The organism is Chryseobacterium jejuense, assembly GCF_900100075.1.
Classification (GTDB): Bacteria; Bacteroidota; Bacteroidia; order Flavobacteriales; family Weeksellaceae; genus Chryseobacterium; species Chryseobacterium jejuense.
Window position 1 is genome coordinate 808,389 of the sequence record NZ_FNEG01000001.1, and the last position, 15,838, is coordinate 824,226.

Sequence of the window (15,838 nt, forward strand, 5' to 3'; positions counted from 1 at the left end):
ATGGAAAACATAGAAATTACCCATGCAAGACAGAATAATCTCAAAAATATTTCCATAAAAATTCCAAAGTATAAGATCGTAGTTTTTACGGGAGTATCAGGTTCAGGGAAATCTTCACTGGTATTTGAGACGATAGGAGCCGAGGCCCAGCGGCAGATTAATGAAACACAGAACAGTTTTATCAGAAACCGGCTGCAGCATTACGGGATTCCGGATGTAGATAAAATTGAAAACCTGAATGTTCCAATTATTATCAATCAGAAAAGATTGGGTGGAAATGCACGGTCTACTGTAGGAACTGCGGCAGATGTTTATGCTTCTCTGAGGCTTTTATTTTCAAGAATGGGGCATCCCTTTGTAGGGTATTCTAACGTATTTTCATTCAATAATCCGCAGGGAATGTGTCCCGAATGTGAGGGGTTGGGGTTTGTACAGACAGTAGATATTAATACCCTGATTAATCAAAAGAAATCATTAAATGAAGGAGCTATACAGTTTCCAACATTTCAACCCGGAGGATGGCGTTTAACAAGATATACACAGTCTGGCTATTTTGATAATGATAAAAAGTTGAAAGATTTTACTTCCCAGGAGTTAGACATTTTGTTATACGCAACAGAGCATAAACCTAAACATCCGGATGAAAATTGGGGGAAAACTGTAAAATATGAGGGAATTATTCCCCGGATTGAAAAAACATTTCTTAAGAAAGACTCCAAAGAAAACCTGACAAGAAAAGATGCTTTGCATAATGTGGTGGTCACAAAAGCCTGTCCATCCTGTCAGGGAAAACGGCTAAATGAAAGGGTTTTAAGCTGTAAGATAAAAGGCAAAAATATTGCAGACTGTACAGCACTTTCCATTGATGAGCTGCTGGAGTTTATCAACAGTCTGGAATCAGAAGCTTATGAAGTCATTATTAAAGAACTTTCCGGAAAGCTGCAGAACATCATGGATATCGGTTTACGGTATCTTACACTGGGGCGAAGTACCAATACACTTTCAGGAGGCGAATCTCAACGAATAAAAATGGTGAAAAGTTTGGGGAATAGCCTGGTAGACTTACTCTATATCTTTGATGAACCAAGTATCGGTTTACACCCTAAAGATCTTGAGAATATTAATCACATCATACAACAGATCAAGGATAAAGGCAATTCTGTTTTGGTAGTGGAACATGATCCGGATCTTATTAAAAGAGCAGACTGGATCATAGATATGGGGCCGGGCTCAGGAAAAAATGGGGGCGAAGTGATCTATGAAGGGAATTTTATTAATTTAAAAAAATCTAAAGGAAAAACAGGGGCTTATTTTAAGAAAAAAACAACTGTTAAAAGCCTGTGCCGAATGCCTAAAAGTTATCTTGAGATAAGGAATGCTAATTTACATAACCTTAAAAATATAAGTGTTAGTATACCGGTAGGAGTTATGACGGTTGTTACTGGTGTAGCAGGTTCCGGAAAAAGTACTTTAATTAACCATGTTCTTCCCACATTTTATCAGGATTTAACCGTGATAGACCAATCGCTTCTTACAGCAAGTAGCCGCTCAAATCTTTTAACCTATTTAAACCTCTCTGATACTGTTCGAAAACTGTTCTCAGAATGTAATCATGTTTCGGAAAAGCTATTTAGCAGGAATAGTGAAGGTGCCTGTAAAAACTGTAAAGGATTAGGAGTGGAAAAAATAGATCTGGCTTTTATGGACGATATAGAACAGCCATGTGAAGTATGTGGAGGCTCCGGTTTTGATCCGAAAGTTCTTCAATATCAATATCATCATCAAAATATTGTAGAAGTGATGAATATGACGGTATTAGAGGCAAAAGATTTTTTCACAGATAAAAACATAGCCAAAAGTATTGATCTTCTGATAAAACTGGGGCTGGATTATCTAACATTAGGGCAACGGATGGATAGCTTTTCCGGAGGCGAAAGGCAGCGTTTGAAGCTCAGCAGAGAACTGAAGAATACAAATCAGATTATTGTGCTGGATGAGCCAAGTACAGGGCTTCATCCAAGTGATACTCAAAAACTGCTGTCTTTTTTTAATGATCTTGTAGACCAGAATAATACATTAATTGTTATAGAACACAACCTGGACATCATTGCTCAGGCCGACTGGATCATTGATATTGGTCCCGGTGCCGGAAAATTTGGCGGAAAAGTTCTGTTTGAAGGAACACCTGAAAAACTATTGAAAAATAACATCTCATATACTGCAGAATTTCTGAGAAAACATATTGAATAAAAATAAACCATTAAGATCTTAAAGAGGAGAAGAAAAATTAAGATTAAATAATTTGATTTCAGGTATATTTCTACCTTCAAGCGAAGCTTATCTTAATCCTTCTTAAACCTTTATTAATCCTAATGGTTTGTGGGTATTATCTAAACAAAAATTTAACTACGAATATTCATTAATTCTGATGCAGAATCCTTGTGCTATTGGTGAGAACATTTGTGTTATTTGTATTTAAAAAAATTACTGTTTTGTCTTTATAGCGGCTTGAATTCTCTCCTCAATAAGCCTCCAGTCATACATGTGAAAAACCCGGCCGTTGCTCATGGCTACAAAAACTCCTTTTGGGAATTTTGGACCTAAATTTACATTCGTTACTTCCGAACCATCACTTTCAAGGGTAGAAACAGGAATGGCAGCAATTCTTCCTTTTGCCGGATTTTCTCTCAGATAAACATTAAAAGAATCATTCTGTTGGTCGGAAACCAAAATATATCCTTTACCTTTCGGAGTAGGATAGATGGATATCCCTTCCACATCAGAGGTGAAATCGCCCTTTCCAAAAACAAGGAGTTCTTCATTTCCTTTTGCCGGATCTGCATAATATTGGTGAACACCAAACTGTTCATCAGAATAATAAATATATCCCAATTCATCGTCTACTGCGATACTTTCTATCTCTTTTAAACCGCTGTATTTTCCAAACTTGCGGACAACATCTCCAGTGATACTTCCATTCTTTTCAGAAAGTTTATATTGCCATAAATAGCCGTCTTTGGGTCCGGATTTTCTTCCTGCAATCACAAAAATTTCTCCTGTTTCCGCGTTTTTATACATGGAAACTCCCATTGGTGCACGTTCTGTTTCTCCTTCGAATACCGATATTTCGCCAACCTCTTTCAGTTCAGGAAGAGAATACAGCTTTACTTTATTGGTTTCGCGTTCTGTAACCGCTGCGATGTCTGTCTTTTTACCATTTAAAACAAAACCATATTCAATATCCACGTTATTGGGGCGTTTCAAGCCTAATACTTTATGGGTGATTTTACCATTCAGATCAAAGGCATACAGCCCTCCATCAGTATCTTTATCTGTCCCGATGATGATACTTTTTGATACATCTTTGGGATTGATCCATATGGCCGGATCATCAGTATCATGCACCACAGTTTCTGTAATAACGGTTGGCTTTAATTTTTCTCCTGCTTGAGTCTGTCCTTTGCAACTCATTACAAAAGGAACAACAGCAAGTGCTGCGATATAATATGTTATCTTCTTCATGTTCTTAAAAATCGAATTTTACTCCTAAGGTAAATCGTGGTCTGTAATATTCAGCCTGTGCCGTTCTGCTTGGAATACCCTGGTAATATCTTAACGGCTGATTGGTGAGATTATTGGCTTCTGCAAAAACTCTTAACTGGCTTGTAATTTTGTAGGAAGCATTGGCATCCAGGAAAAACTGTTTGTCATAATAACGGTCATCAAAAGATTTCCCACCCAGTTCGTCAATATAGTGAGACGCATAGTTCATAGAAACTCTTGCAGAAAAACGTTTGTTTTCCCATGAAAGTGATCCGTTGAACATATGAGGAGCAGCGCCCGGAAATCCTACATCCGTTCTTTCAATACCTTCTTCATTGGTAATTCCTTTAGCCTTTGAATGGGTATAAGTATAGTTTACATAGATTCCCATACCTTTCCAGAACGCACCCGGAATAAAATCCAATTGTCTTTGTAAAGCGACTTCAAAACCATAGATATTTACATTATCTCCATTGCGCTGCTGGGTAAATTTCCAGTTGCTTTCTCCTGCCGGAATAGGATTGGATTGCCCTGCGAAATCGCTTGCAAAGTCATTCGCAGTATAATTTCTTCTTGAAAAAGTATAAATGAAGTCTTTCAGATTTTTGTAGAAAATACCTCCGGAAAGGATTCCCACAGACTTAAAGTACTTTTCTGCCATGAAATCGAAATTGTAAGCGTAGGTAGCCTTCAGGTTAGGATTTCCTGCTGAAACAATTTCATCTTCTGAAATAACATTCAGATAAGGAACCAATGAATAATAGTTCGGACGGGCAAGGGCAGTGGTAAATGCTGCACGGAGTACAAGATCCTGAACCGGAACATATTTGAAAGACAAGTTCGGAAGTACATTGGTGTAGGTATTGGTATTATTTATTTTTCCTACCAGATCACTCTCATTCATGACGTAGTTTCCGGTATAATCAATCTTGGTAGTTTCCACACGTGCTCCTACAATCATGGAAAGTTTATCATTGAAATCCTGGTCCCAACGGATATATCCTGCATAAATCTGTTCTTTTGCACTATAGTTGTTGGAAAGGAATTTTGAAGGTTTCGATTTCCCATTGAATAAAGCGGGATTAAACAGATCCAATCCACCTAAATAGGCAGGATCAACAAATGCTCCCGGAACATAATTTCCCGGCTGAAAGTTATGCCCGTCAAGATATTGTGTAGGTACAGACAGAAGGCTTCCCATGCTGCTCGTAGGTGTAAATGCATAAAAATCATTCTCTCTTTCTTTCTCTTTCAAACGGAGCCTTGCACCGGTACGAAGTCTTCCTTTTTGACCATCAATTACAGAAAACGGGAAACGTACATTCACTTTAGCTCCAAATTCCTTTTCCTGAGTATAGCTATTAGCATCAGAAAGATCGCTTAGTTTATAGCTTCCCAGGTTGTCTGCTGCAAGAAGATTGAACATAGGAGTTCTCGGGTTGCTAAGGTCCGGAGAGAAGTTCATCTTACTGTTCTCAAATTCGATATATCGCTGATGGGGTTTATCTTCACTTGCAAGAGCATAATTCATAGACCAATCGAGGTCAACTTTGGAACCCAATAAATGTTCTCCTCTTAAGGCGTAATTCTGAACTTTTTGCTTTTCAAGGCGGGTATTGTCATTAGCGGCATCTCCGCCTTTGTTTTGCCTTGTGATGCTGCCTTTCCAGTCTATAATTTCAGATTCATCTCCATTGTAAACCGGTTTTATTTTGTAGCCTAATGCAAATCTGTTTTCCTTGTCATTTCTGAAGTTGTACATCGCAGAAGCATAGATCTTGTTTTTGGAATTAAATTCATAATCCATATTCAAGTCAAAACTATGTCTGATGCGGTGTTCATTGTAATGACGAACTCCCATTTTACTTACATAAACAGTTTGAGCTCTGTCATTAGCCTGGCTCCATACAGGCTCTATATTGTCTGAACCAAAATTATTGTTGTTATAGGAAAAACTGAATACGGCTCCTAGTTTTTTATTCAGGAAACGGTTTCCATAGACCAATCCTGCAGTATAATTTCCTTTTTCACGGATGGGATTGTATCCGCCAGCTAATGTTGCAGAGATCCTTTGTCCGTTAGGAGAAGCTCTGGTAATCAGGTTCACTGAACCACCAATGGCATCGGCATCCATATCAGGAGTAAGGGTTTTATTAACTTCAATGGTAGAGATCATATCAGAAGGAATAAGGTCCATCTGAACATTACGGTTATCGCCTTCAGCAGAAGGAATCCTGTCTCCATTTAAGGTCACAGAGTTTAGATTGGGAGCAAGACCTCTGATGATAAGGTTTCTGGCTTCACCCTGATCGTTCTGTATCGTAATCCCAGGGACACGTTTTAAGGCATCTCCGATATTGGCATCAGGAAAACGTCCGATTTGATCGGAAGAGATCACATTCGTGATGTTGGAGTTGTTCTTTTGCTTGTTTAAAGCTCTTGCCTGATTCTTCAACGTAGCTCCGGAAACCACAATTTCCCCAATACTTGTTTCCTTTTTGTTGAAAATAATGTTCTGTTGGGTATTTTTTTCAGATGAGATAATCACATCATACTGATGCGTACCATACCCCAGATAATCTACCTTCATCGTATAAGTTCCAGGTGGAACATTCAGAAATACAAAATTTCCATGTTCATCGGATGTTGTATAGATGTTACCCGGATTTAAGGAGATCTTGGCTCCTGGTAGGGCAATTTTAGAGTCGTCATTGATGTTTCCGGAAAGAGTTCCGGTTTGTGCATAGAAAAATAGAGAAGCACAAAACAAAGCAGATGTAAAAATTTTCTTCACTTTCTTGTCATTAGATAAAAATCACAACAAAATTAAACGTCTGTTTGGGATATGCTTTGAAGTTAAAATTAACATTGTTTTAAGATTTGTTAATACTGGAGCAGGAATGCAGGGATTTATCAAACTTCAGAACCTAAATCTTTTTCTGTATGATTACCCTCCAATAGTAAAGTCAGTTCATCACATCCTATAATCTTACCTTCCTGAATGGTGAACTCTGCCAGTACTTTATGCCGTACAATACTGCCGTCTTTTAATACTGATTTTGCAGTATGATGGGTAAAAATGGTATTCCCATTTTCAGCGTAGTTAAGAATATCAATCTTTTGTTCAGCAACTTTTTCTTTGAGTTTTTTGATGTGCAGAATGAACTCATCATAATTGAGCTGGTGATGATCTACCAATTGGATATAGTCTTTTGAGAAATATTTTTCAATTAATGATAAATCAAATACCGGATTTTCTAAAATACTGCTGAAAACCTCTTGGATAATATGTTTCATAGGATATTATTATGACACAAAATTATACCTAAAGTTGATGAGTAAACGATAACATTTGTAAACAGTTTATTGAAAAAATAATCCTACAGATTCTTGAGGTAGCCACGCATTTATAAGTAAAATTGTGCACATCTGATTTCACAGATAAAATCTATGTATCTATTTTTCTGAACCACATAGATAGGCTTTATTGTTATGATATTTTTATAATTAGCTACTAATGCACGAATGAATTTTTCAGGTATTATTATTCGTGCATTCGCGGCCTTTAAATTATTTAGTTTCTATAGAAGGAATATTGGTGATAACCTGCCATTTTCCATTTTCATTTACACAGGTAATGAGGGATGAAAACCGTAATGTTGAACTCTCAAGAGAAACCTGTGCATAAGCGATATTATTTTTCTGTTCCAGAGAATGATAGGTGATTTGACGGGGCTTTCCACCAAATATTTTATCACGTACCAAGCCGATGTATTCCTGTTTGGGAATAATGAAGATTCCCGGTTTGTCAAAAAAACCATCCTGAATATTCTGATAATTTTCGTGAAGGATTTCTTGCAAAAGGGCTGTATCACTATTGTCGCCACCTTTAATAAATTGTTGAATGGCCTGTTTAATCTGTTCCATAATTAATTGAGGTGTTTTAAAATTTCAGATTGTTGTAAAGCGATTTTCTCTGCATTGCTGATCTCATCTACCACAGTGCCATTCAATGGGAAATAACAGATATCAGTAATTCCCATATGATTGAATAGCAGGGTCAGATGGTTTTCCAGAGGGTTGTGTGTTCCGGGACTCATACCACCCATTGAAGAAATGATATATGCTTTTTTATTTTCCAGTAATCCTTTAAGGGAAATATTTCCTGTAAAGGTTTTTTTCGTTCTGATAACGCTGTCAAAATACGCTTTTAATGAAGAAGGAATGCCATAATTGTACATGGGACAGGTAATCAGAATTTCGTCACATTGGTATAACTCATTAATCAGTTCATCGGATAGATGAATGCTTTCTGTATCAGGGTTTTCACTGAAGAAAGCATTGACCGTCTGTTGGGTGATATGAGGAATAAGCTGTCTGGTAACATCTCTTTCCTTAATAATTCCATCAGGATTTTTTATTTTCCATTGTTGAATAAAATAATCGCCTAATGTTCGTGAGTAAGATTGCTCTGTTCTTAAGCTGCTGTCGATTCTTAGAAGTGTGTTCATACTTTTTTATTTAAAGACACAGCAGATTCTTGAAACGTGACAGATTATTGCAATCTTTTTAGTTTTTCAGGGTCTACAATAGAATAAATTTCACGGATCATTCCCTCAGCATCAATATCCAGGATATGACAGTTATAAATACGGCCGTCCTGCCAGAAACAAATTGCAGGCTGATGATTGAAAATATGGAAAGTATAAGGTTTTTTTCCTAAAAACTGCTGTTGTACATACGCCAGAAGCTGTGCTGTAGCAGATTTTCCAACTTCTACAGCTTTGATAACACGCACACGTTTTCCTCCGTCTGCGGACAGTCTTATCTCATCAATAAGCAACTTTTCAATATTGGGAATATCACCTTCACTTAAGGCCAGTTGATATTGCTGAAGAATATCAGTGTGAATAGAGGTATTGACGCTGTCCGGTTTGTATTTTATATCCTGTAATTGCTTTCCTGCACGGCTTAACAGCTTTCGGGAATTTTCTACTGAAATATCAAGGGTTTCTGCAATTTCCTGATGAGAATAATCAAAGGCTTCCTTTAAAATGTATACTGCACGTTCTCTGGGATTCAGTTTTTCTAAAAGAACAAGCAGGGTATAGCGGGCAGTTTGTTCTTTAATCAGTTTATTTTCTGCATTTTCAAAAGAAAGAGGTTCGGGAAGCCATTCGCCATACACCATTTTTTTACTGTGCCTGTTTTTAAAATTAATCGCATGATTAATGGTGCTTTTGATGAGAAAATTGGCCTCATTCCTGATCTCAGATTTATCCAAAGAAATATATTTTTCTATTACATCCTGTACCAGATCCTGAGAATCTTCATAAGAACCGGTAATATTATAGGCATAGGTAAGCAGCCTGCTGTAATTTCCCTGCATGATATTTCTTTTTAAGACAAACTTAGTGAAGAAAATGTGACAGATAAAAGATAAAAGATAAAAGATAAAAGATAAAAGATAAAAGATAAAAGATAAAAGATAAAAGATCTTGTCGTTAAACAACTATTGGGCATACAAATATCCACATCAATAGGGGCGGGCTTTAGCCCGGCCGCTGAATAATTAAAATAATCAAATTCCATTGGCTTTAGCCAAAACTTATTGTATTTAAACCATTAAGGGAATTGAAGAAGTTAAGTTTCATTAAGAAGATCAACAGATCTTTAAGAGAGTTGCTTAATAATCTTAAAGGCTTATAAACTCTTAATGGTTTTAAAAATTTAAGATATATATCCATAAATAATCAGCGCAATCTGCAAAATCAGCGAGAGAAAAGATCTTTATCAAAAACCTAAAATATACATGCTTCAGTCTAATTGTAAATTATTTTCCCCAATTTGCATATCAGAATTATCAAAATCAAAAATTACCTCAATATGAGCACATTTCCGGAGATCTTAACAGATGAAAATGCCAAAGAAAGACATCCAGACTTTAAAAAAGCATTATTTGACCTTAACACTAAGAATGTTACCGCTGAAAACTGTAGTCATCTGATCCGGATTTATACAAATACCAAAGAGATTTCTTACCGTAATAAAATCCTGAAATTGCTTTATAACCATCAATACCCTGAACTTCAACCATTCTTTGAAATGGCATGTAAAAAAGAAAGGTATCTTGATATGAAAGTACATGCTCTGCGTGGATGGGCACAGTTCGCAGAAGAAAGAGAAATCGTAAAATTGGTTGATAAAATGAAAATTTCATTGGCAAAAACTGAAAAAACAACTCCCTATAATTACCAGGAATATGAGCTGCTGAGAGGAAAAAATGCGCTTCCTTTTCTAGTAGAAAAATACAATTATGCTTCATTCAAAGAGTTTCTAACACAGGTGAATGAACAATACGAAAGAATGCCGGATGCCTTTAAAGGACATATTACAACCGATGAACATGGGGAAATTGTTCTTTTGAGAAGCCCCGGTGAGGGTTCAAAAATGATAAGGGATTTTTTTGATGGTCTGAAATCCAACACATAAAAAACCGCATTGAAAAGATTTCAATACGGCTCATGGTTATCAGTTGGTTTGAATGAATTTCTGATTCGTTTTACTCATTGTCTACTCTGATCCATTTTCCATTTTCAATGCCTTCGTAGAAATGGTCATTATGGTAGATGATAGCACCCTGAATATGGGATTTATTGGTGGGAAGGGTAAGCGTTTCCGGTAAAGCATTGCTATTTCGGATCATAAATACTTCATTTCCTTCTTTAATGACAATTCCTGTTCCTGAGATAAGTCTCGTTACTCCTGCATCTGAAGGTGGATTGAGTACTGTTATAGGATTTAGTTCAGACAGACGTCTTGCTCCCATATCAGAAGTACAGCCTCGAAGAATATTATCCATGAGCATCATTACACCTGGAGTAGGACAATCCGGATTGATGTTCACTACAATTTCTTTATTGCTGATGGTAACAGGACAAGCTTCTCCGGTAGCAAAACGGATACTTTTAAGACGGTATACCACCGTTCCTGTCTGGCCTTTAGAATGAAGAATAATTGCTTCTCCGTTTGGTGCAGAAGTTATCGTCTGATCCGGACCATTATTAACGGTATAGGTGAAAATATACGTTTGAGCAAGCGAACCTTTAAACTTTACCTGCATATCTCCTGAAGACTGTTTTGCTGCACTCATAGATGAAGAGGTGGTATTGTCTGCCGGTAAAGCAATAGAGGAGATGGTGAAGTCTTCTGTAATATTACATCCGTCCTGGCTATATGTTACATTTACTCTGTAATTTCCCGGTTGTGTAAAGGTTACTAAACGCCCTGTACCGATCACTCCTGAATTAGGATTATTAAGCTTAGTCCAGGTATAGGAAGCATTAGGATCCGTACCGAATAAAGTAGAAGCATCATAGGTTTTAGGGAATTCTGATGCACATATCGCTTTGTTTCCTCCAAACCCTGCGGCCTGAACATCTGTAGGAATGATGGAAAGATTGGCTGTATTTCCCAGATCCTGGCTATTTCCATAAGCACTTACAGCACGGGAGAAATTCATATCTCTGATGGAAGCATAAAACATGGTGTATGTTGCTGTAGGATCGAGATTAATTGTATTTTGTCCTGCTGTAGACCTTAGTACAGAAATTCTGTTACATGGAGTTCCGGTCATAAAGAGATTTTCAGTAACAGTTTGGTTGTTATCAACCTGATAAGATCCTGGATTGAAGTACAGTGTTTTGTACTTACCTGAAGAACTCAAAGTACTTACACTATTGGCAGTAGTACTTCCAAGAAAGGTCATTTTGTTGAAATTCCAGACTCTTGTTCCTGTATTTACAATTCCGTCCTTCCAAACTGTTAGGTCTCCAAAATTGAAAGCTGTGGGAGTATTGGTAGTAAAATATCCCATATCGGCTTTCGCAGCCTCAGCATTTAAAGTGAGTGGATTATTACCCGTAGTAATAAAGAAATAAGGACTGTAAAAATTATAGTACGGAATAGATGCCATATAATAATTGGCAGTACCAGAACTGTTCGTTCTTGTACCTGTAAGAACAGACTGCCCAAGATCCACAACCGGATTATTGTTAATAGATTGATTCCAGCTAAAATTCACCAATGTCATAGGATGGCTATTGGTTTTGAATCCTGCCGCATTAAGAAAGTTAATATCCCCCTGATAAGGACTTTTCAGTTCAAAATAATCCTGAGCATTTACATTCAGATGGGTGAAGGCTCCTTTTGTATCAATATACCGTGTTTTTCCGGTAGTAGTTCCCTGAGCCATAATGATATTTCGGGTCAGGCCAAAAGTGGACATCGGAACTATAATTTTTACATCACTCTGTAAACTAAGATTTCCATAAACGCTTAGGTAATAAGGATTCCCACCATCTGTAGTAAAATCTAGAACAGGCTGGTTAGTTGCATTATTGAAAGTAATATTATTAGCTTTTGAAAGATAATTTCCCCTGATCTGTATTTTATTCAAAGTAGATGTAAATCCTGAATTTTGATCAAAGAAAACATTATCAACTGCAGTCGGAATATCACATGCTCCTACAGGAGTTCCACCTGAAGTTAATGACCAATGCTGAGGATCTCTCCATTGTCCCTGTCCTCCAATCCAGTAAAGATTTCTTGAAGTAGAAGGAATAACATCCAGGAAATTAATTCCATTATTTCCGCCAAGGTCCGTACTTGATGTAGCGGTATAGGTTTGTCCACTAGAAGAAGAAATATACTTTATCTGCACTTTATCCAATACATAATTGGATGGATTAGAGCTGTAATTAGGAAGTATTAACGTTCTTAACGGCGAGCCTGATGAAGCTAAAGTAATACGGTCTAAACAGTCTCCCAGGATCTTTAATGATTGATTAACCTGTAGATTACCTTCTAAAGAAACATTATTATTCTTCTCTATGGTTAGATTATTGACGGACATAGGGGTTTTAAGAATAATTGAAGGGTTTACTTTATCAATTCTTGGGGCTATTGCTGAGTGGATGATGAAATTATTGATGACCCCACCAGGAAAATTAAAAGAAATAATATAATCCGTATTAGTTGTTGTATTGGTGTATTCTATTCTTTCAAAATAATGATTTACATTACTGAAGGCAATGTCAAAATCAGAACCACCGGTAGATCTGAATAATTTGATCACACTGTTAGCCGTATTTACAACAGGTTGCTTGGTATTGATTGCAAAGCCGTTATTGACCGTAAGATCTGCATTATCCATTATTAGTTTTGAACCGTTTAGATTAAGGCTGTTGATGTTCATTACAGTACCGCTTATATCCAGGCTGTTACCAGAAATATCAGTTTGGGTGATATTTGAGCTGCTGCTAAGGTCATTCTGTGACGTTCCTCTGTTTATTTTCCACAGGGCATCGCCTGAAAAATTTAAAGAAGTTGCAGCTCCATTGGGAGTTACACTTTTTAAAGTTCCTGTAGGTTTACTAATGTTGACCAACGTAAATCCACTGAAGTATCCGGCATCATAGTATCCAGGATGCAGCACCATATTTCCGTTAACATTCATTTTGTAGTAATTGTTATTTCCTGCAAAATAAGATCTTGCCCCGGGAGTTAATCCACTGAATGTAATATCATTTACTGAAACATCATTGGTCATCTGTATGGCTGTAATGCCAGTAGTAGAGAAACCTGAGTATTGGTCAAAGAAAACATTATCGTTAATGGTAGGAAGACCGCAGTTTGCTGTTGTTCTGGTGCTTGAAGGGTCCAGAGACCAGTGGCTGAGATCGTTCCAGTTTCCATATCCGCCTTTCCAGTAAAAGTTTTTAGAAGTGGTGGCCTTGAAATTAATCCCTGAATTATTCCCATTGTCAATAGAATTGTTGGCATTGATAGGTTTAGCACCTGCAACAGGAGTGACGTAACCAGCATTAATTCCTGAGATATTCATCCTGTTCAGCTCAACAAATCCATTCCCATTAATATTGTTCCCAAAGATCAGATTATTTCCACCCTGACCTGTTAAATTGAGGATAAGATCACAGTCTGTACGATTGAATAACCAACTGTCAGTAATCGTCAATTTTGCCGTAGTATCAAAAAAAGCAATATTGGAAGCTGCATTGATGGCTACATTTTTTGTCTTATTAATTCCAAAAAGCCTGATATCACCACTATTTACCTGGAAGGTATCAGTATTCAGATACTGTATGCTTCCGATACTGCTTCCTTCCTTATAGGTTTTACCAAAAAAATGATTGGTATTTCCTGAGCTATAATATCGTCCATTATAATTTTGGAAGTATACAGAAGTATTAGGTGCGGTAATGGTCTGTTTGGTTAAAATATTCAGGATACCCTGACTCAATAAAGCATTATCAATATTAACATTGTTCCCGCCCAGCCAAAGTTCACCAGCTTTTATCTTTCTTCCATCTGCATAAAGGTTACTGGTTAAAGCATTGTTATCAAAATTGAAAACACCGCCCACTTCTACATCATAGGGAGTTCCTGAATTAGAAGGCATGAGATAGAAATTATCACTCCCATAGATAGCCAGTTGATAAACTTTCTGACCTTCAAAACTCATATAACGATTGGCTGCTGGATCTGTTGCATTATATTTAAGAAAATTAACTGACACAGGAAGGGACATATCTTTCTGAAGATAAAGATGACCATACAGAGTTGTGTTAATATTCAAAACAGGATTGGCAGGAGCATTACTCCAGGTCATATTTCTTATCATGGCAACGGTTCCTCCATTATTGATGGTATTGTTTCCTGAGGTAAACCCTGAGTTTTCATTAAAGATCACATCATCATACATGATAGGAGTACAGTTGGCAGAAGGCCCTCCTGATGTGAATGACCAGTGGGACGGATCATTCCAGTTCCCTCCGCCACCTATCCAGTAATAGGTTTTTGCAGCGATCCCGGGGTAAGTGATACTCCCTGTATTATTTCCGCCATCTATACCTGCGGTTACAGCGGCGGCTCCTGTAAGTTTTACAGCAGCAAAATTATAGCCATTAAAAGAGGCTGTTCCGTTTCCATTGATAGTACCCGGAAGAATCAGGTTTATGGGTAATGTAGGTTCTACAGCCCCAAATTTTGGGATGCTTCCGTTGCATGGAATATTGGTGATAAGAGTTTGATTAACCTGAAAAGAGGCATTGGCAACAGTCTGCCGAAAATTGTACTGTCCGCCATTCAGGATAAGATTATTAATATCAAACTGTGTGGCTCTCAATATATTATTTCCCTTCCCAAGGGTCATATTCTTTACTTCAAATCGGGTTCCGGCAAGGTCAGCGCTTCCATCGCCCAAAACCATATCATTGCCTTTAAATAAATTGGCATTAATGACACAGGTATATAAATTAATTTTGTTAATATTAAATTGAGTTCCGGTAAAACTACCCCCTGCAGTACCTACTCCTGTTACCTCATCTACTGTAAGAAGATTTCCGCCTGTTACTTGGGAAAAGCCTGAAGCCGTTAGCACTATTTTTTTGATATTCTGAGTAGTTTGTATAGTCAGCATAGGAAATGAAATAGTAGCCTGAGTAAGATTAGCAGCTGAATTTAAGGTCATCGTACTCGTGGTAGTTACCGTTGAAGATCTGAAATTTGAGGCTGCTGTAGAACTATGGCTGAATACCATAGCATTGATATTTTTATGATCAGTATCTAAAAAAGCACTGTCATTGACATTGAAAAAGAAAAAGCCATTGCTCGTAAAATTTTTAACAAGCTTAAAGGTTCCGTTTCCATTAAGATTAAAATTAGATTGGTAACTGCCACTCAGATAGGACGGATCAATCATATTATCAGAAATGTCAATCAGATTGGGTGTCGGATTGGAGCTGTCTGAAAAGAGATTCATTGTAAGACTATACAATGCAGTGGCATTAGAGTTCCATTTCAGATTTCCATAGATATTAAAAACACTTGCTGATGGAAAATTCAGCTTGGTAGTAAATGAATCATCTATAATAAAATCTTTACAGGTAGCTGATGACGGAATTGTTAATGTACCTCCAATAGCAGGAAATCCACTTCCTGAAGTAATATAAACATTATCATACCGCGAAGGAATAATAGTGGCAGTCTGTCCTGATGCTGAACCTATACGCCAATGGTTCAGATCACTCCAACTACCAGCGCCGCCTACCCAGTAATAATTATTCTGGGCAAAGATACTCTGGCTGATCAGAAAGAGCAGGATGAGATATAATTTAATTTTCATGTTTTTTTTGAATTACAAGATTAATAATGAGCTGAGACAAAATGCACAGCTTCAATGAGATTGAATGTGTCAAAACCATTACTGTCGCAG

9 protein-coding genes are annotated in these 15,838 nt (G+C 37.2%); 2 read left to right on the forward strand and 7 right to left on the reverse strand.

What is annotated here, in order from left to right; genetic code table 11:
* Positions 1-2,250, forward strand: a complete 2,250-nt coding sequence (locus BLS98_RS03645) for an ATP-binding cassette domain-containing protein (RefSeq protein WP_089733680.1) — start codon at positions 1-3, stop codon at positions 2,248-2,250.
* Positions 2,251-2,484: 234 nt separating this feature from the next.
* On the opposite strand, the gene BLS98_RS03650 is transcribed toward BLS98_RS03645, so the two are convergent.
* The 6 genes from BLS98_RS03650 to BLS98_RS03675 all read right to left on the reverse strand — a co-directional run bounded on the left by BLS98_RS03650 (position 2,485) and on the right by BLS98_RS03675 (position 8,932).
* Entirely contained in the window at positions 2,485-3,522 is a 1,038-nt protein-coding gene (locus BLS98_RS03650; protein WP_089733682.1) for a phytase, read from the reverse strand.
* A 4-nt stretch (positions 3,523-3,526) separates the two neighbouring features.
* A complete protein-coding gene (locus BLS98_RS03655) occupies positions 3,527-6,337 on the reverse strand; it encodes a TonB-dependent receptor (protein WP_089733684.1) in 2,811 nt (936 codons plus the stop codon).
* A 119-nt stretch (positions 6,338-6,456) separates the two neighbouring features.
* Positions 6,457-6,840 (reverse strand): nuclear transport factor 2-like protein, encoded by a 384-nt coding sequence (locus BLS98_RS03660; protein ID WP_089733686.1) that lies wholly within the window; start codon positions 6,838-6,840, stop codon positions 6,457-6,459.
* Positions 6,841-7,113: 273 nt separating this feature from the next.
* Positions 7,114-7,470 carry a nuclear transport factor 2 family protein gene (locus BLS98_RS03665; RefSeq protein WP_089733688.1) on the reverse strand — a complete coding sequence of 119 codons (357 nt, stop codon included), beginning with the start codon at positions 7,468-7,470 and terminating at the stop codon, positions 7,114-7,116.
* 2 nt (positions 7,471-7,472) lie between these two features.
* Complete coding sequence (locus tag BLS98_RS03670) at positions 7,473-8,054, reverse strand: FMN-dependent NADH-azoreductase (protein WP_089733689.1); 582 nt, start codon at positions 8,052-8,054, stop codon at positions 7,473-7,475.
* 44 nt (positions 8,055-8,098) lie between these two features.
* Positions 8,099-8,932, reverse strand: a complete 834-nt coding sequence (locus BLS98_RS03675) for a sigma-70 family RNA polymerase sigma factor (RefSeq protein WP_089733691.1) — start codon at positions 8,930-8,932, stop codon at positions 8,099-8,101.
* A gap of 497 nt (positions 8,933-9,429) precedes the next feature.
* On the opposite strand from BLS98_RS03675, the gene BLS98_RS03680 reads away from it, so the two are divergent.
* Positions 9,430-10,035 carry a hypothetical protein gene (locus BLS98_RS03680; RefSeq protein ID WP_111994800.1) on the forward strand — a complete coding sequence of 202 codons (606 nt, stop codon included), beginning with the start codon at positions 9,430-9,432 and terminating at the stop codon, positions 10,033-10,035.
* Positions 10,036-10,105: 70 nt separating this feature from the next.
* Here BLS98_RS03680 and BLS98_RS03685 read toward each other — a convergent pair whose 3' ends face one another.
* On the reverse strand, positions 10,106-15,748 hold the full coding sequence (locus BLS98_RS03685) for a hypothetical protein (protein WP_089733695.1): 5,643 nt from the start codon (positions 15,746-15,748) through the stop codon (positions 10,106-10,108).
* Between the last annotated feature and the right edge of the window lie 90 nt (positions 15,749-15,838).

Coding starts and splice junctions, on each gene's coding strand:
- BLS98_RS03645 (WP_089733680.1), top strand. CDS start 1: ATGGAAAACATAGAAATTACCCATGCAAGACAGAATAATCTCAAAAAT.
- BLS98_RS03650 (WP_089733682.1), bottom strand. CDS start 3,522: ATGAAGAAGATAACATATTATATCGCAGCACTTGCTGTTGTTCCTTTT.
- BLS98_RS03660 (WP_089733686.1), bottom strand. CDS start 6,840: ATGAAACATATTATCCAAGAGGTTTTCAGCAGTATTTTAGAAAATCCG.
- BLS98_RS03665 (WP_089733688.1), bottom strand. CDS start 7,470: ATGGAACAGATTAAACAGGCCATTCAACAATTTATTAAAGGTGGCGAC.
- BLS98_RS03670 (WP_089733689.1), bottom strand. CDS start 8,054: ATGAACACACTTCTAAGAATCGACAGCAGCTTAAGAACAGAGCAATCT.
- BLS98_RS03675 (WP_089733691.1), bottom strand. CDS start 8,932: ATGCAGGGAAATTACAGCAGGCTGCTTACCTATGCCTATAATATTACC.
- BLS98_RS03680 (WP_111994800.1), top strand. CDS start 9,430: ATGAGCACATTTCCGGAGATCTTAACAGATGAAAATGCCAAAGAAAGA.
- BLS98_RS03685 (WP_089733695.1), bottom strand. CDS start 15,748: ATGAAAATTAAATTATATCTCATCCTGCTCTTTCTGATCAGCCAGAGT.